Genomic DNA, 20,318 nt, shown 5'->3' with positions numbered 1-20,318 from the left:
GCAATAGCGTGAGGAGAGGCAGCCGCAGCTGTATGGTAATCTCTCTCGCCTTTTTCAAACGTTGATACGTGGACGCATGCCAGATCATCAACCCAGCGCTAGCCAGTCTTCCAGCCTGAAGATTTACCTTCGCTTGCTCGGCTACGTAAAGCCTTACGTCGCCCTATTCATGCTGAGTATTCTCGGCTTCCTGATCTTTGCCTCTACCCAGCCCATGCTCGGCTACATTCTCAAGTTTTTCGTCGATGGACTGAACAATCCGGACGCCAGCTTTTTCGCCCAGGTGCCCCACCTGAACGAGCTGGAATGGCTGGCCGAACTGAAATTGTTGCAGGCAGTGCCGTTGCTGATCGTGCTCATCGCACTGTTGCAGGGCATTGGCTCGTTTCTCGGAAACTATTTCCTGGCCCGTGTCTCGCTGGGGCTGGTTCACGATCTGCGCGTCGCGCTGTTCAACAACATGCTGACGTTGCCCAATCGTTATTTCGACAGCCACAACTCCGGGCATCTGATTTCGCGCATCACCTACAACGTGACGATGGTCACGGGGGCGGCGACCGATGCGATCAAAGTGGTGGTGCGCGAAGGCATGACCGTCATTTTCCTGTTCGGCACGCTACTGTGGATGAACTGGAAGCTGACGCTGGTGATGGTGGCGATCCTGCCGGTAATCGGCGTGATGGTATCCAGTGCCAGCAAGAAATTTCGCAAGCAGAGCAAGAAAATCCAAGTGGCGATGGGCGATGTGACCCATGTGGCATCCGAGACCATCCAGGGCTATCGCGTAGTGCGCAGCTTTGGTGGCGAGGCCTACGAGCAGACTCGTTTTTTGGCTTCCAGCACTGATAACACTGCCAAGCAACTGCGCATGGTCAAGACCAACGCAGTCTATACGCCTTCCCTGCAGCTGGTGATTTACAGCGCAATGGCGTTGCTGATGTTTCTGGTTCTGTTGTTACGCGGAGATGCATCGGCAGGTGATCTGGTGGCCTACATCACTCTGGCAGGCCTGTTACCGAAGCCGATCCGCCAGCTTTCGGAGGTCAGTTCGACGATTCAGAAGGGCGTAGCGGGTGCGGAGAGCATCTTCGAGCAGTTGGACGAAGCTGCTGAAGTGGATGTCGGCACAGTGGAGCGTGACAAGGTCAGCGGGCATCTGGAAGTGCGTGGTCTCGGCTTCGTCTATCCGGGCACTGACAAACAGGTGTTGCACGATATCAGCTTCACGGTCGAGCCCGGGCAGATGGTGGCGCTGGTCGGTCGTTCGGGTAGCGGCAAGTCTACACTGGCGAACCTGATTCCTCGTTTTTACCAGCATGATCAAGGGCAGATTCTACTGGATGGTGTGGAGGTCGCGGACTATAGGTTACGCAACCTGCGGCGGCACATCGCGCTGGTTACGCAGCAGGTCACGCTGTTCAACGACACTGTTGCCAATAACATCGCCTATGGCGATCTGGCCGGCGCGCCGCTGGAGGATATCCAGCGCGCCGCCCGCGATGCCTACGCTGAAGAGTTCATCCAGCAGATGCCTCAGGGTTACCAGACGCAGGTCGGGGAGAATGGCGTGCTGCTTTCAGGCGGTCAGCGTCAACGTCTGGCGATCGCGCGCGCGCTGTTGAAGAACGCGCCAGTGCTGATTCTGGATGAGGCAACCTCGGCCCTGGATACCGAGTCCGAGCGCCATATTCAGGGTGCGCTGGACCATGCCATGACGGGGCGTACCACGTTGGTCATCGCTCATCGCCTGAGCACCATCGAGAAGGCTGACCTTATCCTCGTGATGGAGCAGGGCCGTATCGTCGAGCGTGGCACCCATGCCGAACTGCTCGTCGCGAACGGAGCCTACGCCGGCCTGCATGCCAAGCAGTTCAAGGATGAAGACGACGCCTGACTGATGGCTGGCCAGACCGCAGACTTGAATGAACTGGTCGGCTTCATGCTGGTATGCTTTGCACCGTTTTTTCTTCCGCTCCGGAGCCTCCATGAAGCTGACCATGCCCCGTTTCGATCAAGCCCCCGTTCTGGTGGTGGGTGATGTGATGCTCGACCGTTACTGGCATGGTGGCACGTCGCGGATTTCGCCGGAGGCACCGGTGCCGGTGGTCAAGGTCGAGCAGATCGAGGATCGTCCCGGTGGTGCGGCCAACGTCGCACTGAACATTGCGGCGCTGGGCGGGCCGGTTGCGCTGGTGGGGGTGACCGGTGAGGACGAGGCGCGGCAGAGCCTGGCCGACAGTCTGGCTGCTGCGGGTGTGCAGGCCTATTTCCAGCGCATCGAGCATCAGCCGACCATCGTCAAGCTGCGGGTGATGAGCCGCCATCAGCAACTGCTGCGCATGGATTTCGAAGAACCGTTCGATACCGACCCCGCAGCGCTGCTTGCCGAGGTGGAGGGGCTGCTGGCCGGGGTCAAGGTGCTGGTGCTGTCCGACTACGGCAAGGGCGCGCTGAAGAATCATCAGATGCTGATCCAGGCGGCTCGCCGTCGTGGCATCCCGGTGCTGGCTGATCCCAAGGGCAAGGATTTCGAGATCTATCGCGGCGCCTCGGTGATCACACCGAACCTGGGCGAGTTCGAGGCGATCGTCGGCCAGTGCGCCGATGAGGCCGAACTGGTGTCCAGGGGGGGCGAGCTGATGCGCAAGCTGGAGCTGGGCGCATTGCTGGTCACTCGCGGCGAGCATGGCATGACGCTGCTGCGTCCCGAGCATGCGCCGCTGCACCTGCCGGCGCGTGCACGTGAGGTCTTCGACGTGACCGGTGCAGGCGATACGGTGATTTCCACGCTGGCCGCTGCACTGGCCGCCGGCGAGGAGCTGCCCCAGGCAGTGGCGCTGGCCAACCTGGCTGCCGGAATCGTGGTCGGCAAGCTCGGTACCGCGGCCATCAGTGCGCCTGAGCTGCGCCGCGCCGTGCAGCGCGAGGAGGGGTCGGAGCGGGGCGTGATGGGTGTCGAGCAGTTGCTTGCAGTGGTCGAGGACGCTCGGGCGCAGGGCGAGAAGATCGTCTTCACCAACGGCTGCTTCGATATCCTGCATGCCGGTCATGTGACCTATCTGGAGCAGGCCCGGGCGCAGGGCGACCGGCTGATCGTCGCGGTCAACGACGATGCCTCGGTCAGCCGCCTGAAAGGGCCGGGGCGCCCGATCAACTCGGTGGATCGCCGCATGGCGGTGCTGGCCGGGCTCGAGGCGGTGGACTGGGTGCTGTGCTTCACCGAGGACACGCCGGAAAACCTGCTGGCCCAGGTGCGCCCCGATGTGCTGGTCAAGGGCGGCGACTACGGCGTCGATCAGGTGGTCGGCGCCGAACTGGTCAAGGCCTATGGCGGTGTGGTGAAGGTGCTGGGGCTCGTGGAGAACAGCTCGACCACCGCCATCGTCGAGAAGATCCGCAAGGCATAGATGGGAGCTGCCGGGGGGCTGATACACCAACTCAGCACCCGGCGGCGGGTCTCGCCGCCCACCAGTCCCTCCACCGGACACGCTCTTCACGCACCAGCCAGCCGCTTTGCGGCGCGAAGCTTTCCGATAGCCATAGCCCCCGTGTAGTTACCGAGCTGAACTGGCCGTTGCGCAATTGCAGCAGCTGTTCCTGCGGCTGGCCCTCATGCAGCGGAATCAGGTAGAGATCGGGTTTGCTGCGGTCCAGGCGCGCTACCAGCTGGTCGTCTTCGAGACGTTCGTCGACGTGGAACAGGCTGAGCTGACGCACATCTCTGGGCAGTTCCAGGCGCATATCGTAGACCAACTGCAGCGAGGCGGTGGGCAGGTGCACGTAGGCGCGCGGGCGCTCCATCAGCACTCTGTTGCCGCACTGCACTGGGCGCGTGGCACCCGACTGCGAGGCGAGATTGAAATGCACCGCTTCCCGATAGTGCAGGCTGGCCTGATAGGGCGTTGGTAGCCAGGTGTCGCCGAAGCGCCCGGCGAGCCAACCCTCGGGTGTTTCCAGCAGGCACTCTTCGGCGATTTCCTGAATCGTGGTGAGTAACGGCAGGTTCAGCTCGTGTGCCGGAATGTAGCCGGAAATCAACTTGAGCACCACGTCGCCACGGTCCAATCGTTGCTGGCGGACCAGTACCCAGTACTCGCGGCCCTGCCAGCAGAGGGTCAGGCGCACCGAGACGCCGAGGTTGGCCAGTTCGGCGGTGAAATGCTCGGGGTCCGGTATTTCTACCGGACGCCGTCGCTCGATGACTTCGCTGAAGTTCAGGGGTCTGCCGAGGCTCTGATAACCCAGGCTGTCCTGGCTGGCTTCGACATGCAGGGGCAATGTCTTGAACGCGGCAGGGCTCTTGCGTAGCAGAACTTTCGGCATTGGCTTGCTCCTCGCGGCGGATCGGCCCTATGACGGATGGAGAAGCCTAGCGCAGCTACCGATCAACTGCCTGTCAGCACGGCTGCGACCGTTCGCACGTTGTCGGTGAGATGCCGGGGATTGATCGTGCCGACGATGGCGCTGCCGATGCCCGGCTGGCCGAACAGCAGCTCGAAACTGCGTCGCAGCGGATCTTCACCCGGCTCGAGGCAGACATGGCCGCTGGCCAATGCCTTCTTCACCAAAATGCCCTTTCCGTGCGCCGCCGCGTAGTCGATCACCGCACGTTCGGCCTGTTCGTTGAGGTTGTAGGTGACCATGGCGCAATCGCCCTGCTCCAGCGCCAGCAGCCCGCCTTCGACGGTCTTGCCGGAGAGGCCGAAGGCGAGAATCTTGCCTTCGCGCTTGAGTTCGGCGAGGGTCTGGTAGACGCCGCTGTCACGCAGAATTTCCAGGTCGTTGCCGTCCGAATGCACCAGCACCAACTCGATCCGGTCGGTGCGCAGGCGCTTGAGGCTGCGCTCGACGGAGAACCGCGTGTGCTCCGGGGAAAAATCGAAGCGAGACTGGCCGTTCTCGAACTCCTCGCCGACCTTGCTGACGATCACCCATTCGTCGCGCTGGCCGGCCAGCAGTGGCCCCAGGCGTTCCTCGCTGACGCCATAAGCCGGTGCGGTGTCGATCAGGTTGATGCCCAGGTCGCGGGCCAACGCCAGCAACTGCCGCGCCTGTTCGTCGTCGGGAATGCTGAAACCGTTGGGGTATTTCACGCCCTGGTCGCGGCCCAGCTTCACCGTGCCCAGGCCCAGCGGGGAAACCATCAGCCCGGTGCTGCCCAGCGGGCGATGCAATTGATGCAAGGTGGTGGTCATGGCAGCAATCCTTCCCAGAAGGGGCCGGTGATGGCTGGCCGTGGCAGCGGTGGGAGGGGAGGCTGGCGCTGCGGACGGATGCCGTCGCGCTCCAGCGCCGCCAGCACGCGATCGGCGAAATCCGGCGACAGCGCCAGCTTGGTCGGCCAGCCGACCAGCAGGCGGCTGCTTGTGGATAGAGGGGCGGCAAGGAAGGCGTTGTCCGGACGGGCCAGGCTGGATTGCGCCGGCTCGGCGCGATCGATGCGCAAGGTTGCCCAGTGCGCGGCGGACAGGTCGATCCAGGGCACCAGCCCGGCCAGCTCCTTCTTCGCCGTGGCGATCTGGCTGGCTTCGTCGCGCGCCACGCCATCGGCTTCGGCCAGGTCGCCGCCCAGGTACCAGACCCACTCGCCGTCCGCTGTCGGATGACTGGTCACGGTAATCCGCGGCTTGGTACCGCCGCCCAGGCAATGGGCGTAGAGCGGCTTCAATGTCGGCGCCTTGACCATGACCATGTGCAGCGGGCGGCGCTGCATGGCCGGTTGCTGAAGGCCCAGCGTGGCGAGCAGTTCCGCGGTGCCGCCGCCCGCGCTGAAGACGATCCGCTGGGCGCGAACGTCCCGCTCATCGATGCGCAGGCCGACCAGTTCATCTCCCTCGCGCAACGGCTCGATTCGTTGACCGGTCAGCAGGCTGTCGCCCGCGAGTTCCGCCAGCCGGGTGATCAGGCTCGGCACGTCCAGCACCAGTTCGCTGAGACGATAGACCTTGCCCTTGAACTTCGGATGCTGCAGCGCCGGCGGCAGCTCGCTGCCCTTGACTTGGCCGACTCGCGAGCGCACGGCCTTGCTGGCGAAGAAGCTGGTGAGGTTGCCGGCCAGGGTACCGGGCGACCATAGATAGTGGGCGTCGGACAGCAGCCGCACACCCGAAAGATCCAGTTCGCCGTTGCCCGACAGCGCCTCGCGCCAGCGGCGTGGCATGTCGGCGATGGCCTCGGATGCGCCGGTCAGCGCTCCTTGCAGGGCGTACTTGGTGCCGCCATGGATGATGCCCTGGGACTTCACGCTCTGCCCGCCGCCCAGCGTTCCTTTCTCCACCAGTACCGTCGCGAAACCCTCGCGACGCAGGCGCGCATTGAGCCAGAGACCGGCGACACCGCCGCCCACGATAAGGACGTCAGTGCTGAGTGATTCGGGCATGGCAGACCTCGCTGGGGAAAACAGGCCGGCAGTATAAACCGGATGGAGCAGCGGCAAGCTGCAAGCCACACGCTCAAGTAAAGCGGCCACATGGCTCCTGTGTTTCTGTAGGGCCGAACTTGTTCGGCTGCGCATCGTTGGCCGAATAAATTCGGCCCTACGGGTAGCGGTCGTCACGCGTTCAGATTTGCTTTTCTTGGGCTGTGGTGGAAAAGGTCTGCCGCTACAGACAGTTCTCTATTTATGACTCCACCATTCCCGTATGCAGCTTTCGAGTAAACTCCGCCACCATGAATCGCACCCTCTATACCCTTCTGTTCCACCTCGGCCTGCCCTTGGTTTGCCTGCGTCTGCTCTGGCGTGCCTGGCGGGCGCCGGCCTATTCGCGGCGCATCGGCGAGCGCTTTGCCGTTGGCCTGCCGCCGCTCCGGCCAGGGGGCATCTGGGTGCATGCGGTGTCGGTGGGAGAGAGCATCGCGGCGGCGCCGCTGATTCGCGAACTGATGGCGCGCCACCCCGGATCGCCCATCACTGTCACCTGCATGACCCCAACGGGTTCCGAGCGGATCCAGGCGATGTTCGGCGACTCGGTGCAGCACTGCTACCTGCCTTATGACCTGCCCTGGGCGGCGGCACGCTTCCTCGATCGGGTCCGGCCGAGGCTGGCCGTGGTGATGGAAACCGAGCTGTGGCCCAACCACATTCACCAGTGCGCGCGGCGTGGCATCCCGGTGGCGCTGGCCAACGCACGGCTGTCCGAGCGCTCGGCGCGCGGTTATGCGCGTTTCGCCCGGCTGACCGCGCCGATGCTGGCCGAACTGAGCCTGATTGCGGTGCAAACCGCTGCCGAGGCCGAGCGTTTTCGCCAACTGGGCGCACGGCCCGAGTGCATCGACGTGACCGGTTCGATCAAGTTCGACCTGACCATCGATCCTGCCCTGCTGATGCGTGCCAGCGAACTGCGCGCGCAGTGGAGCGCCGCGCAACGGCCACTCTGGATCGCGGCGAGCACCCATGCCGGTGAGGACGAGATCATCCTGGCCGCGCACCGGCAGTTGCTGGTGCAGCACCCGCAGGCGCTGCTGATCCTGGTGCCACGGCACCCGGAGCGCTTTGGCTCGGTGGTCGAGCTGTGCCGCAAAGCGGGGTTCGCCAGCGTTCGGCGCTCCCAGGGCGAGGCCGTTACCGCGCAGACCGAGATACTGGTCGGCGACACCATGGGCGAGCTGCTGTTTCTCTATGCCTTGGCGGATATCGCCTTCGTCGGAGGCAGCCTGGTGCCCAACGGCGGCCACAACCTGCTGGAGCCGGCAGCCTTGGGCAAGCCCGTGATCAGCGGCCCGCATCTGTTCAATTTCCTCGAGATCGCGGCACAGCTACGCGACGCCGGTGTATTGAGGGAAGTAGTCGATGCCGACGAACTGGCTGCCGTGGTCGATGGCTTTCTGCAGGACCCGATACGCGCCGCGCAGAGCCGTGCGGCGGGTCTGTCCGTGCTGGCGAACAACCAGGGCGCGCTGCAACGGTTGTTGAGCGGCCTGGAAGCCCTGCTCCAGCGCTAGGGTCTGTTCCCGTTTCGTCGCACTCCGCGTTGCTGCGACAAATGTCGCCAGGCAAGGCGCGGGACGCAGGCAATGGTCGCTCCCTTGCCAAGTTCCGCAACGCCGCATGGCGACATTTGCCGCGCAATCCTTCGGGCCGGGCCTGTTTTTGCGCGATGCAGCGTTTCTCGTCGCTTATTTGGAACGACCAAACTTCGCTTCTCGTGCCTTGCCTCGCGCAAAAACAGGCTCCGGCGCGGACGCGTACGAAACGGGAACAGACCCTAGAGGCCCGCTTTCCGCGAACCAAGGCAGATGGCCAATCGCTGTCATGCAACTATCACCGAACCTTCATGGAGCTGCCTCGGCCGCTACCTAGCCTGAGCCTGCAGAACACGTCCGCACACGCGCGGCGATGCTCACTGGAGGCTGACCGATGCACAAGATCGATTCGCGCCCCTCACGTCGTTTGCAGGCCGTGCGCCTGGCAGGCGGGAGCGCCCTTCTCGAAGCACAGGCCCTGCGCTTCGCCGTATTCAGCGACGAGCTGGAGGCACGCCTGGAAGGCGCCGAAAGCGGTCTGGACGCTGATGAGTTCGACGCCCATTGCACACACATCGGCGTGCGCGATCTTGACAGCGGGTGCCTGGTCGCCACCACCCGCTTGCTCGATCACCAGGCCGCCCGCCGCCTCGGGCGTTTCTACAGTGAAAGTGAGTTCAAGTTGCACGGCCTGGCGCATCTGGATGGACCGGTGCTGGAAATCGGCCGAACCTGCGTCGATGCGCGCTACCGCAACGGCGCGACCATAGCCGTGCTCTGGGCCGAACTGGCCGAGGTGCTCAACGAAGGCGGCTACGGTTACCTGATGGGCTGTGCGAGCATTCCGATGAAGGACGGCGGTATCCAGGCCCAGGCGATCATGCAGCGTCTGCGCGAGCGCTACCTGTGCCATGAACACCTGCGTGCCGAGCCGCGCAACCCGCTGCCAGCGCTGCACCTGCCGGACAATCTCAGCGCTGAACTGCCGCCGCTGCTCAAGGCGTACATGCGCCTGGGGGCGAAAATCTGCGGCGAACCCTGCTGGGACCCGGACTTCCAGGTTGCCGACCTGTTCATCCTGCTCAAGCGTGATCAGCTCTGCCCACGCTACGCACGGCACTTCAAGGCAGCGGTCTGATGCGCAGGTTGCGCCAGGGCCTGCGCCTGGTCCGATTCTTCGCGGCGCTTGGCGGCGGGGTGCTGCTGGCCGGTCTGGTATCCGTCGCCGAGTCGCTCGCGCGGCGTGAGTTGCAAGCCCTGCGACAACGCCTGAGCCAGCGCTTCATGGGCTGGCTGGCCGCGGCGCTGCCGTTTCGCCTGGAGCTCAGCGGTCAGCTGCCGGAGCAGCCGATGCTCTGGGTCGCCAATCATGTGTCCTGGACCGATATCCCGCTGCTCGGGCAGTTGGCGCCGCTGTCTTTCCTGGCCAAGGCGGAGGTTCGCCAGTGGCCGCTGGCCGGCTGGCTGGCGCAGTGCGCGGGCACCTTGTTCATCCGTCGCGGTGCGGGGGATGGATTGCTACTCGCCCGGCGGATAGCCGAGCGCCTTGGCGGTGGCTGTCCGCTGCTGGTGTTTCCCGAGGGCACCAGCAGCGATGGCCAACAGGTGTTGCCTTTCCACGGCCGGTTGCTGGCCGGGGCGATAGAGGCGGGCGTACCGCTGCAGCCGGTGGCGCTGCGTTATATGCGTGACGGCTTGGTGGATTCGCTGGCGCCTTTCATCGGCGAGGACGAACTGCCCGCACATCTGTTGCGTCTGTTCGCGGCCGACCACGCGGTGCTGCGAATCCAGTTGCTGGAGCCCATCGCCAGCGTTGGCGGCCAACGCTCGACCCTGGCGCGTCAGGCTCGTGCCGCGATAGAGGCGGCGCTGGACGACGAACCGCAAACGGACAGGCAAGCCGCCTAGGACGCAGCAGTGGCAAGCCTTCAGCGCTGATGCAGGTCCGGCGGCAGGAAGTCGGTGTCCGGGTCGTAGTCGGCCTTCAGGTAGGCGGCCAGGTCCTGCAGATCGTCGGGGCTGAGCGTGCCGGCGGCCTGTTTGAGCCGCAGGTTGTCGAGGATGTAGTCGTAGCGCGCGTTGTTGTAGTTGCGCACTGCCGCGTACAGGCGGCGCTGGGTGTCCAGCACGTCGACGATGTTGCGGGTGCCGACCTGATAACCGATCTCGGTGGCCTCCAGCGCGCTCTGGTTGGAGATGATCGACTGGCGTCGCGCCTGCACCTGCTCGATATCGGTATTCACCGCGCGATGCAGGTTGCGGGTGTTCTCCACCACCTGCCGGCGCAGGCTTTCGCGCTGCTGTTCGGCCTGGGTCAGTTGATGAAACGCCTGGCGGGTCTGCGAGTTCGTCATTCCGCCGCTATAGAGCGGAATGTTGAGCCGCAGGCCGATGCTGCCCTGCTCGACGTCGCCGTTGTAGCGTGGATAACCAGGGAAGAATTCGTCCATCCCCGTATTGGAAAAGCCCAGGCTGTCGTTGTCGCCCTTGCGGTAGCTGGCCACCGCATCCAGCGTCGGTGCGTGGCCGGCTCGTCGCTGGCGCAGGGTTTCGCCGGCGGCATTGACGGCCTGATCCACCGCCAGCAGGGTCAGGTTCTGCTGCGTCGCCGTGTCGACCCAGGCAGTGGCGTCGTTGGGCATCGGTGGGAGCACCGGAAGGCTGTGTTCGATGCCTTCCAGGGCGACATGGCTGCGGTTGGTCAGGGTGAACAGCGCCTGAAACGCATCCTCCACCTGGCGCTCGGCGATCATCCGGTTCGCCCGTGCGGTATCGAATCCGGCCTGCGCTTCGAGGGTATCGGTGCGGTCGGAGAGGCCGACCTCGAAGCGCTCGTTGGCCTGATCGAACTGTCGCTTGAAGGCTGCCTCCTCGGCTTTGACCGCTGCCAGGTTGTCCTGGGCCTGCAGTACCGCGAAATAAGCCTGGGCGCTTTGCAGGATCAGATTCTGCTCGGCAATCGAGTATTCCAGTGCCGCTTGCTCGCTGATCGCCTCCGCCGCCTGCAGCTGGAACCAGCGATCGGCACGGAACAGCGGCTGGCTCAGGGTGGCCTGGTAGACCACGCCGCTACGCGATAGCGAGCGTGCGCCGGCACTGGTATCGACGTCCGTGCGGGTGTCGTTCAGCTCGGCACCGGCATTCAGGTTGGGCAGCAGACCGGCCCGGGCCTGGGGCACCACTTCCCTGGTCGCCTGGAACTGCGCGCGTGCGGCGGCCAGGTCCGCGTTGTTCGCTACGGCCTGGCGATAGACGCTGACCAGATCGGTCCGGGCCGAAAGCGAAGCCGTCGTTTCGGCCCAGAGCAGGCCTGAAGAAGTGGTGACTGCGATTGCCAGCGTGAGTCGGCGCAGCATTGGCGTCTTTCCCTGAAGCGGAGTGATGGGCAAGGCTAAGCGGCGCCAGGCAAGGGGGTCAAGGTACCGAGCGTCACGTCGCAAGAGGCGGATACGGCGGCACATGCGTGACCCGGCGGTCGCGATTTGCACGCTTTGGCATGGCTTTCTCCTGGGCTCTTGATTAGACTCGGTCGCGTTCTTGTCGGGGTGCCTTGAATCGAAGGCTGAGATCGGAAAGTTCCGGATCCCGTTGAACCTGATCAGGTTAAGGCCTGCGTAGGGAACAAGATGTGCTCGCCAGCTTCTCCCGCGAGTCTCTCGGCGCCAATCCCGGCGCACCCCGATGCCCTTATCCCGCCGTGTTTTTCAGGTTCGCTCCGACAACTATCGAGGAGCCAGTCTGATGCGTGCAGAACAACAACATCTCAGTGAATCCGCCCAGGTCGACCAGCAGTCGATCCAGCCTTTCCCGCGTTCGCAGAAAATCTACGTGCAGGGCTCGCGCCCGGACATTCGCGTGCCGATGCGCGAGATCAGTCTCGACGTCACGCCCACCGCCTTCGGTGGCGAAATCAATGCGCCGGTGCTGGTCTACGATACGTCCGGCCCCTACACCGATCCCAATGTGCAGATCGACGTGCGCAAGGGCCTGGCCGATGTGCGCAGCGCCTGGATCGAAGATCGCGGCGACACCGAGCGCCTGCCCGGCCTGTCCTCCGAATTCGGCCAGCGCCGCCTGGACGATGCCGAGCTGACTGCCATGCGCTTCGCCCATGTGCGCAACCCGCGCCGCGCCAAGGCTGGCAGGAACGTCAGCCAGATGCACTACGCGCGTCAGGGCATCATCACGCCCGAGATGGAATACATCGCCATTCGCGAGAACATGAAGCTGCAGGAGCATCGTGCCGCCGGCCTGCTGGATCAGCAGCACGCGGGCCAGAGCTTCGGCGCCAGCATCCCCAAGGAAATCACCCCCGAATTCGTCCGTGACGAAGTGGCCCGCGGTCGCGCCATCATCCCGGCCAACATCAACCACACCGAGCTGGAGCCGATGATCATCGGCCGCAACTTCCTGGTGAAGATCAACGGCAATATCGGCAACTCGGCGCTGGGTTCCTCCATCGAGGAAGAAGTCGCCAAGCTGACCTGGGGCATCCGCTGGGGCTCGGACACGGTGATGGACCTGTCCACCGGCAAGCACATCCACGAAACCCGCGAGTGGATCATCCGCAACTCGCCGGTGCCGATCGGCACGGTGCCGATCTACCAGGCGCTGGAGAAGGTCGGCGGCATCGCCGAAGACCTGACCTGGGAGCTGTTCCGCGACACCCTGATCGAGCAGGCCGAGCAGGGCGTCGACTACTTCACCATCCATGCCGGCGTGCTGTTGCGCTACGTGCCGCTGACCGCCAAGCGCGTCACCGGTATCGTCAGCCGTGGTGGTTCGATCATGGCCAAGTGGTGCCTGGCGCATCACAAGGAAAACTTCCTCTACACCCACTTCGAAGACATCTGCGAAATCATGAAGGCCTACGACGTCAGCTTCTCGCTGGGCGACGGCCTGCGTCCGGGCTCCATCGCCGACGCCAACGATGCCGCGCAGTTCGGCGAGCTGGAAACCCTCGGCGAGCTGACCAAGATCGCCTGGAAGCACGACGTGCAGTGCATGATCGAAGGCCCCGGCCACGTGCCCATGCACCTGATCAAGGAGAACATGGACAAGCAGCTCGAATGCTGCGACGAGGCGCCGTTCTACACCCTCGGCCCGCTGACCACCGACATCGCGCCGGGCTACGACCACATCACCAGCGGCATCGGTGCGGCGATGATTGGCTGGTTCGGCTGCGCCATGCTCTGCTACGTCACGCCCAAGGAGCACCTGGGCCTGCCGAACAAGGATGACGTCAAGACCGGCATCATCACCTACAAGATCGCCGCGCATGCCGCCGACCTCGCCAAGGGCCATCCGGGCGCGCAGATCCGCGACAACGCCCTGTCCAAGGCGCGCTTCGAGTTCCGCTGGGAAGACCAGTTCAACCTGGGCCTGGACCCGGACACTGCGCGCGCCTTCCACGACGAGACCCTGCCCAAGGATTCGGCCAAGGTCGCGCACTTCTGCTCCATGTGCGGGCCGAAGTTCTGCTCGATGAAGATCACTCAGGAAGTGCGCGAGTACGCCGCCGAGAACGGCCTGACCGACGAGCAGAAGGCCATCGAGGCAGGCTTCGCGGAACAGGCCGAACGCTTCAAGGACGAGGGCTCGGTGATCTACCGGCAGGTGTAGCTGCTGCGGCCTTGTAGGGCCGAATTCATTCGGCCGGTTTCACCAAGGCCGAACAAATTCGGCCCTACGAAGTGCTCCGCTACAAATACTCCGGCCTGACGATGCCTTCGAGCTGATCATGCGGAATGCTCAGCTCGGGGTGGCCGCTGGAGTAGGGTGCGATGCTGTAGACGTCGTACTTGAGCAGCACGCTGTCCTTGAGCAGCGCGATGTGGGCGGTCTGCTGGAAAGGCCAGAATTCGATGAATTCGGCGTCCCGGTCGTGTTCGTTCTCCACCAGCCAGCGCTGATGCGCCCGGCGGGCGGCACGCCAGAAATTGCCTTCCTGTCCGGGGGCCAGCACGTCTTTCAGGCGCAGTTCGCGGTCCTGTTCGCGGTCGTAGTTGATGAAACCGCGACCGGGCATGCCGTGGGCGCCGCCGGTGAAGAGATAGCTCGACAGCTCGATCACCAGCAGCGAACCGTGCTGTTCGCGCAGCTTGGCTTGCAGGTAGCTGCTCCAGCCTTCTTCGGCATTGCGTAGAAACTCCTGCTGATAGTCCTCCAGCGTCGCCGGCATTTCGGCGTCGGGCGTGTTCACTGTCATTCTGCGCAGCCGTTCGTCGATCAACGCGTTCAGCGCCGGTTCGTCGGCAAAGTGTTCGGTGTCGATATTGACCAACGGGCAGCGTTCGTCATTTTCGGCACAGCCGCTGGCGCGTTGTTCGCTGACGATCTGCAGGACTTTCAGCGGCGCTTCGCCACCGATGTGCTGACAGGCAGAGAGAAGCAGGCCGAGTATGGCTAGAGTGAGAGTCTTGTGAGCGTGCATGGGTCGTTTCATGATCTGAGATGTCGGTTCGATTGCTGGCAGGGGTTGAAGTTCGGCCTGTGCCAGAGCGGCATTTTTCCAGGTGCGAGTGGTCTGTAGGGTCTGTTGACATTTCGTACACCGCTGCGCCGGAGCCTGTTTTTACGCGAGGCAAGGCACGAGGAGCGAAGTTTGGTCATTCCAAATAAGCGACGAGAAACGCAGCATCGCGTAAAAACAGGCCCGGCCCGAAGGGTTGCGCGCCTGATGTCGCCATCCGGCGTTGCGAGACTTGGCAATGGCGCGCCATTACCTGCGTCCCGCGCCTTGCCTGGCGACATCTGGCGCAGCAACGCGGCCGCGACGAAATGCCAACAGACCCTAAGGGCTGCGCCCATACAAACGGCGCGCTAGGATGATTACGAAGAGACCGCTCACGATGTGACGGTTGCAGTCTTTCCGGCGCCGTAGGCACGGAACAAACCGAGATGTGAGTGAGCCATGAGCGATACCTTCAAACCCGGCACCGATGATGTCCAGATCCTGCAGCGAGAGCAATGTTTCAGCGGTTTCTATCGCCTGGAGCGCCTGCAGCTGCGCCACCGCCTGTTCAGTGGCGAGATGGGCGCGCAGATCGAACGCGAGTTGTTCGTTCGGCACGATGCCGTCTGCGTGCTGCCCTATGACCCCCGGCGCGACGAGGTGGTGCTGATCGAGCAATTCCGTACCGGAGCACTGGACAAGGCGGACAACCCCTGGCTGATCGAGCTGGTGGCCGGACTGATCGACAAGGACGAACAGCCGGAGGAGGTCGCGCGCCGTGAGGCGATGGAGGAAGCAGGTCTTGAGCTTGGGGCGTTGTGGCCGGTGTGCCGCTACTTCCCTTCTCCGGGCGGCAGCAACGAGCAGGTGCATCTGTACGTCGGCCGCTGCGACAGCGAAGGTGCCGAAGGCATATTCGGACTGCCCGAGGAGGGCGAGGACATCAAGGTGCACGTCTGGTCCGTGGAGCGGGCGCTGGCGGCGGTGCGTGACGGGAAGATCGACAACGCCGCGAGCATCATCGCCCTGCAATGGCTGGCGTTGAACCGTGACGAAGTCCGAGGGGCCTGGTCATGAAACTGGCCCGCGACCGTTACCGGGTCGATCTGCTGGAGCTGCAGGCCGCCTGCGAGGCGAACTACCTGCGCCTGATGCGGCTGTTGCCGCAAATGCGTACGAGCCAGGATACCCGTCGCGTAGCCATGAGTCAGGGCGACAGGCTGCTGGGGGTACTGGTGCTTCAGGTGCTGGAAAACTGCCCCTACACCAGCACCCTGCGAATCACGCAGGAACACTGCCTGCCGTGGCTCCCGGTGCCCCAGATGGAGGTGCGTGTGTATCACGATGCACGCATGGCGGAAGTGACTTGCGCAGAAAACACCCGGCGCTTTCGCGGCATCTATGCCTATCCCAACGCGCAGATGCACCAGCCCGACGAGAAGACCCAGCTCAATCTGTTTCTCGGTGAGTGGCTGGGGCATTGCCTGGCGTGCGGGCACGAGTTGGCGCCCGTGGTTTAACCGCAGACTTGCCGCCAGGGCGAGCTTGCGGCCCGTTCTGTGACTCATGCCCGTTACGCGCGGTTTCCCTTGCAAGGCGCTACCACCATAATTAATTCCTCTGCGTGTTTCGCCAAAGGAGAAGGGCCTTGTCTGCTGCGCCCCTGACCGCCGTTGAGGATTCGGTGCTGCTCGTGCAGCTGACCGACAGCCACCTGTTCGCCGAGGCGGGTGGGAAGCTGTTGGGCATGGACACGGCGGAGAGCCTGGAGCGGGTTGTCGATCTGGTGCTGGAGGAGCAGCCGAAGGTTGATCTGGTACTGGCCACTGGTGACCTTTCCCAGGATGGCTCGGTTGCTTCCTATCGCCGGTTTCGCCAGTTGGCCGAGCGTATTCCCGCTCCATTCCGCTGGTGCCCGGGCAACCATGACGAACTGGCTGCGATGCGTGAGGCGACTCGCGATAGCGAGATGATGCTGCCGGTACTGGATATTGGCGGCTGGCGCGTGGTCATGCTCGATACGCTGGTGTCCGGCTCGGTATTTGGCTTCCTGGACGCTGAACAGCTGGTGCTTCTCGAGCGTGCTCTGGCGGAGGCTCCGCAGCACCATGTCCTGGTTTGCCTGCACCACCATCCGGTGACCATCGGCAGCCGCTGGATGGACACCATTGGCCTGCATAATCGCGAACAGCTGTTCGAGGTCATCGATCGCCACAGCAACGTACGTGCGCTGCTCTGGGGGCACATCCATCAGGAGTTCGACGACCGGAGGGGCGCTGTGCGGTTGCTGGCTTCGCCCTCCACCGGTGTGCAGTTCGCACCGGGCAGCGAGGATTTCCAGGTCGACAGCCTCGCGCCCGGATATCGCTGGCTGCGCCTGCACGCGGATGGCAGCCTGGATACCGGCGTGTCACGCGTCAGCGGCATCGATTTCGAGATCGATTACAGCATCAAGGGCTATTGAGCGATCCGGGTCTGGCGGTTAGAGGCTCAGCGTCCAGTCGTAATCGACGACCAGCGGCGCGTGCTGTGAAAAGCGTGGCTGGCGCGGCAGGCGAGCGCTGCGCACGAAACGGCGCAGGCCAGACGTCAGGATCTGGTAATCGAACCGCCAGCCCAGGTTGAGGAGTTGGGCCTGCTCGGTATCCGGCCACCAGCTGTAGAGATCGCCTTCACGGTTGACTTCGCGCAGCGCGTCCACGTAGCCCATGTTGCCGAAGACCTCATCCAGCCAGGCGCGCTCGGGAGCCAGAAAGCCCACGTCCTGCTGGCAGTCGCGCCAGTTCTTCACGTCCAGTTTCTGATGCGCCACGTAGAGTGAGCCGCAATACAGGTATTCCCGACGCTTGCGGCGCTGTTTGTCCAGATAGTGGGCGAAATCGTCCATGAACTTGAATTTCTGGTTCAGCGCTTCGTCGCTGCCGTGCCCCGAGGGTAGGAGCAGGCTGGCAATACTGACCTTGTCGAAATCCGCTTGCAGGTAACGGCCGTAGCGATCGGCCGTTTCGAAACCCAATCCCATGATTACCGCTTTCGGCTGCAATCTGGAATAAAGCGCTACGCCGCCTTGCTCGGGAATGTCCGCATCGCAGGCATAAAGAAAATAGCCGTCGAGCTGGTAGGCCGGGTCATCGAGTTCCACTGCCGAGGCGCGAGTATCCTGCAAGCAGATGACGTCGGCATTCTGCGCTTGCAGCCAGCTGAGCAGACCTCGCTGTGCCGCCGCTTGAATGCCATTCACGTTGACACTGATGATCCGCATAAATGGCCCCTAAAAACACGTGCATGTATGATAACCCAAGCTCTTCACAATTAGCAGGCTATTGAAAATTACGCAGCGGACGGCATCGTTCCGCTTGATAGATTTCACCAGTCTGGTGGTTTCACTCCGTCATTTTTCGGGAATTTTTCATGCAGGCGTACCAGCGCGAATTCATTCGCTTCGCCATCGAGCGCGGGGTGCTGCGTTTTGGTGAATTCAAGTTGAAGTCCGGGCGCACCAGCCCCTATTTCTTCAACGCGGGCCTATTCAACAGTGGTTCGGCTCTTGCCCGATTGGGCGACTTCTATGCTGCGGCGGTCATGGACAGCCGGCTCGACTTCGACGTGGTTTTCGGGCCAGCCTACAAGGGCATTCCCCTGGCTGCCGCCACTGCCATTGCTCTGGCGCAGCAGCATGGCCGCGATTTGCCCTGGTGCTTTAATCGCAAGGAAGCCAAGGATCACGGTGAAGGCGGGACGCTGGTCGGTGCGCCGCTGACGGGACGGGTGCTGATAGTCGACGACGTGATCACGGCCGGCACCGCCATTCGAGAGGTGATGCAGATCATTCGTGCCCAGGAAGCACAGGCTGCCGGAGTGCTGATCGCACTCAATCGTCAGGAGCGGGGGCAGGGCCAGTTGTCGGCCATCCAGGAGGTGGAGCGGGACTACGGTATGCCTGTGGTCAGCATCGTTTCCCTGGAACAGGTGCTGGACTACCTGTCCCAGGACGAGCAGCTCAGGCAGCACCTGCCGGCTGTCGAGGCCTATCGGGACCAGTACGGCATCTGACGACGACCTGGATGTGTGGCGTTCGGCGGCTCTGCTTTGTGAGCTGGTGGTTGCTTTGCTTGGCTGAGTAGGGAGCAGGTTTCGCCGTAGGGTTCGGCAGCGAATCCGGGGCGAAGGTGACGTTAGCCAGCGCCCAGGTTATTGCGAGCTGGCGCGTTTCATGCAGCGGGCTGGTTCGAGGCTCAACAAGTGACTTCTGAATGCTGCCAGCAGGGATCAGCATTTCGGTACGTAGAGCGCACCTGCAGGGCGGTGCGGCCCAGCGAAACGTCGATAGGTCCCTGTAAGAGGTTGATTATGCGGATTAGTAAAGGAATGCTGGTGCTGCTGGGGTTGCTGGGCGCGGATCTGGCCTTCGGCGACCTGTATCGCTACGTCGACGATAAGGGTGTTGTGGTACTGGACCGCCATGGTGTTCCGCCGCAATACATCGGTAAAGGCTACGAGGTGCTCAACGAGCAGGGGCGGGTCATTCGCGTGGTGCGTGCCGCGCCGACGGCGAAGGAACGCCAACAGTTGCTGGAAGCGGAGGCGCGAGCCAGTTCCGACATGCAGTTGCTGCGCTTGTACGCGAGTGTTCAGGATGTCGAGCGGGCCAAGAAGCGCAAGCTGGCAGAGCTGGACGGTGTGATCGGCATCAGTCGCGGCAATCTGCAGGCGCTGCGTACCCAGCAGGACAACCTGCAAAGCCAGGCGGCGAATCATGAGCGCGCCGGGCGTGCCGTGCCCGAGCAGTTGCTGACGCAAATCGGCAACCTGAACAGGGAACAGGCCAGTTTGCAGCGGGATATCGAGCGTTACCTGAGGGTCCGTCAGGAGGCCGAAAGAAACTTCGGCCGTGACCAGGCACGTGTCGCCGAGCTGCTGGGTAGCACTCAGTAGCGGCCGCTGAGTTCGCTCGTTTCAACGACCGCTGGCGACCCTACGACTGTGCCTGCTGCTGATTGGTGATCAGGGTGCCGACACCGATATCGGTGAAGATTTCCAGCAGCACGGCGTTGGGTACCCGGCCGTCGATGATATGGGCGCTGTGGACGCCACCCTGCACGGCATCCAGCGCGCAGCGGATCTTCGGCAGCATGCCGCCATAGATGGTGCCGTCGGCGATCAGCCCGTCGACCTGGGCGGTGGTCAATCCGGTCAGGACCTGACCCTGCTTGTCCATCAGCCCGGCGATGTTGGTCAGCAGCATCAGTTTTTCCGACTTCAGCGCCTCGGCCACCTTGCCGGCGACCAGGTCGGCGTTGATGTTGTAGGACTCGCCATCCGGGCCGACACCGATGGGAGCGATGACCGGGATGAAGTCGCCATGCACCAGCATTTCCAGCAGCTCGGTGTTGATGCCGGTGACTTCACCGACCTGGCCGATGTCGATGATTTCCGGCTGGGACATTTCCGGCGTCTTGCGACTGGCCTTGAGCTTCTTCGCACGGATCAGGCCGGCGTCCTTGCCGGTCAGGCCGATGGCGCTGCCGCCGTGCTGGTTGATCAGGCTGACGATGCTCTTGTTTACCTGGCCGCCGAGCACCATCTCCACCACATCCATCGTCTGGCTGTCGGTCACGCGCATGCCGTCGATGAAGCGGCTCTCGATGTTCAGTCGCTTGAGCAGGTCGCCGATCTGCGGGCCGCCACCGTGGACCACCACCGGGTTGATGCCGACGGCCTTCATCAGCACGATGTCGCGGGCGAAGCCGGTTTTCAGCTCCTCGCTTTCCATCGCGTTGCCGCCGTACTTGATCACCAGCGTCTTGCCGACGAAGCGGCGAATGTAGGGCAGCGCCTCGGACAGGACCTGGGCGAATTGGGTGGCAGCTTCACGGCTGAGGGTCATGCAGGGCTCCGCAAA

Annotated in this window: 18 protein-coding genes and 1 riboswitch; of the genes, 11 read left to right on the top strand and 7 right to left on the bottom strand. The window is 63.3% G+C overall.

What is annotated here, in order from left to right:
• The first annotated feature begins 76 nt into the window (after positions 1 to 76).
• Together msbA and hldE are read left to right on the top strand one after the other, a co-directional pair.
• A complete protein-coding gene (gene msbA, locus EA795_RS03010; RefSeq protein ID WP_043942490.1) occupies positions 77 to 1,894 on the top strand; it encodes a lipid A export permease/ATP-binding protein MsbA in 1,818 nt (605 codons plus the stop codon).
• 91 nt (positions 1,895 to 1,985) lie between these two features.
• Positions 1,986 to 3,407 (top strand): bifunctional D-glycero-beta-D-manno-heptose-7-phosphate kinase/D-glycero-beta-D-manno-heptose 1-phosphate adenylyltransferase HldE, encoded by a 1,422-nt coding sequence (gene hldE / locus EA795_RS03005; protein WP_058074280.1) that lies wholly within the window; start codon positions 1,986 to 1,988, stop codon positions 3,405 to 3,407.
• Positions 3,408 to 3,438: 31 nt separating this feature from the next.
• Here the strand turns inward: hldE and EA795_RS03000 are convergent, their stop codons facing one another.
• From EA795_RS03000 to EA795_RS02990, 3 genes are all read right to left on the bottom strand, one after another.
• Positions 3,439 to 4,323, bottom strand: a complete 885-nt coding sequence (locus EA795_RS03000; protein ID WP_122075495.1) for a metal ABC transporter ATPase — start codon at positions 4,321 to 4,323, stop codon at positions 3,439 to 3,441.
• A 62-nt stretch (positions 4,324 to 4,385) separates the two neighbouring features.
• Positions 4,386 to 5,195, bottom strand: coding sequence for an aldo/keto reductase (locus tag EA795_RS02995; protein WP_122075493.1), 810 nt, complete (start codon positions 5,193 to 5,195; stop codon positions 4,386 to 4,388).
• Positions 5,192 to 6,379, bottom strand: a complete 1,188-nt coding sequence (locus EA795_RS02990; protein ID WP_122075491.1) for an NAD(P)/FAD-dependent oxidoreductase — start codon at positions 6,377 to 6,379, stop codon at positions 5,192 to 5,194. The genes EA795_RS02995 and EA795_RS02990 overlap by 4 nt, the downstream gene beginning before the upstream one ends.
• Positions 6,380 to 6,669: 290 nt before the next feature.
• On the opposite strand from EA795_RS02990, the gene waaA reads away from it, so the two are divergent.
• The 3 genes from waaA (at position 6,670) to EA795_RS02970 (ending at position 9,870) form a co-directional block, all read left to right on the top strand.
• On the top strand, positions 6,670 to 7,941 hold the full coding sequence (gene waaA, locus EA795_RS02985; RefSeq protein ID WP_122075489.1) for a lipid IV(A) 3-deoxy-D-manno-octulosonic acid transferase: 1,272 nt from the start codon (positions 6,670 to 6,672) through the stop codon (positions 7,939 to 7,941).
• Positions 7,942 to 8,356: 415 nt separating this feature from the next.
• Positions 8,357 to 9,100, top strand: a complete 744-nt coding sequence (gene olsB / locus EA795_RS02975; RefSeq protein ID WP_122075486.1) for an L-ornithine N(alpha)-acyltransferase — start codon at positions 8,357 to 8,359, stop codon at positions 9,098 to 9,100.
• A complete protein-coding gene (locus EA795_RS02970) occupies positions 9,100 to 9,870 on the top strand; it encodes a lysophospholipid acyltransferase family protein (RefSeq protein ID WP_122075484.1) in 771 nt (256 codons plus the stop codon). The genes olsB and EA795_RS02970 overlap by 1 nt, the downstream gene beginning before the upstream one ends.
• Before the next feature lie 20 nt (positions 9,871 to 9,890).
• Here the strand turns inward: EA795_RS02970 and EA795_RS02965 are convergent, their stop codons facing one another.
• Positions 9,891 to 11,318: a TolC family outer membrane protein gene (locus tag EA795_RS02965; protein WP_122075481.1), complete on the bottom strand. Its 1,428-nt coding sequence runs from the start codon at positions 11,316 to 11,318 to the stop codon at positions 9,891 to 9,893.
• Positions 11,319 to 11,493: 175 nt separating this feature from the next.
• Positions 11,494 to 11,600, top strand: a riboswitch (TPP riboswitch).
• A gap of 103 nt (positions 11,601 to 11,703) precedes the next feature.
• On the opposite strand from EA795_RS02965, the gene thiC reads away from it, so the two are divergent.
• Entirely contained in the window at positions 11,704 to 13,584 is a 1,881-nt protein-coding gene (thiC, locus tag EA795_RS02960) for a phosphomethylpyrimidine synthase ThiC (RefSeq protein ID WP_058077064.1), read from the top strand.
• A gap of 79 nt (positions 13,585 to 13,663) precedes the next feature.
• Here the strand turns inward: thiC and EA795_RS02955 are convergent, their stop codons facing one another.
• The gene (locus tag EA795_RS02955; protein WP_122075479.1) at positions 13,664 to 14,395 is read right to left on the bottom strand and encodes an RsiV family protein; all 732 of its coding nucleotides are present in this window, start codon (positions 14,393 to 14,395) and stop codon (positions 13,664 to 13,666) included.
• Between the two features lie 480 nt (positions 14,396 to 14,875).
• Between EA795_RS02955 and nudF the strand changes: the two genes are divergently transcribed.
• The 3 genes from nudF (at position 14,876) to cpdA (ending at position 16,880) form a co-directional block, all read left to right on the top strand.
• Positions 14,876 to 15,493, top strand: coding sequence for an ADP-ribose diphosphatase (gene nudF, locus EA795_RS02945; protein ID WP_014851347.1), 618 nt, complete (start codon positions 14,876 to 14,878; stop codon positions 15,491 to 15,493).
• Complete coding sequence (locus EA795_RS02940) at positions 15,490 to 15,936, top strand: DUF1249 domain-containing protein (protein ID WP_014851348.1); 447 nt, start codon at positions 15,490 to 15,492, stop codon at positions 15,934 to 15,936. Before nudF ends, EA795_RS02940 begins: the two co-directional genes overlap by 4 nt.
• Before the next feature lie 128 nt (positions 15,937 to 16,064).
• Positions 16,065 to 16,880, top strand: coding sequence for a 3',5'-cyclic-AMP phosphodiesterase (gene cpdA / locus EA795_RS02935; RefSeq protein ID WP_122075477.1), 816 nt, complete (start codon positions 16,065 to 16,067; stop codon positions 16,878 to 16,880).
• 18 nt (positions 16,881 to 16,898) lie between these two features.
• On the opposite strand, the gene crc is transcribed toward cpdA, so the two are convergent.
• Complete coding sequence (crc, locus tag EA795_RS02930) at positions 16,899 to 17,678, bottom strand: catabolite repression control protein Crc (RefSeq protein WP_014851350.1); 780 nt, start codon at positions 17,676 to 17,678, stop codon at positions 16,899 to 16,901.
• A 149-nt stretch (positions 17,679 to 17,827) separates the two neighbouring features.
• Between crc and pyrE the strand changes: the two genes are divergently transcribed.
• Together pyrE and EA795_RS02920 are read left to right on the top strand one after the other, a co-directional pair.
• On the top strand, positions 17,828 to 18,469 hold the full coding sequence (pyrE, locus tag EA795_RS02925; RefSeq protein WP_122075475.1) for an orotate phosphoribosyltransferase: 642 nt from the start codon (positions 17,828 to 17,830) through the stop codon (positions 18,467 to 18,469).
• Between the two features lie 297 nt (positions 18,470 to 18,766).
• Positions 18,767 to 19,351, top strand: a complete 585-nt coding sequence (locus tag EA795_RS02920) for a DUF4124 domain-containing protein (protein WP_205891464.1) — start codon at positions 18,767 to 18,769, stop codon at positions 19,349 to 19,351.
• Between the two features lie 40 nt (positions 19,352 to 19,391).
• Here the strand turns inward: EA795_RS02920 and argB are convergent, their stop codons facing one another.
• Positions 19,392 to 20,303 carry an acetylglutamate kinase gene (gene argB, locus EA795_RS02915; RefSeq protein WP_014851353.1) on the bottom strand — a complete coding sequence of 304 codons (912 nt, stop codon included), beginning with the start codon at positions 20,301 to 20,303 and terminating at the stop codon, positions 19,392 to 19,394.
• Positions 20,304 to 20,318: the final 15 nt, after the last annotated feature.

The sequence above is a fragment of the Stutzerimonas nitrititolerans genome (assembly GCF_003696285.1).
GTDB classification, from domain to species: domain Bacteria; phylum Pseudomonadota; class Gammaproteobacteria; order Pseudomonadales; family Pseudomonadaceae; genus Stutzerimonas; species Stutzerimonas nitrititolerans.
The sequence above is the reverse complement of the archived record's forward strand: the minus strand, read 5'-3'. Positions and strand labels throughout refer to the sequence as shown.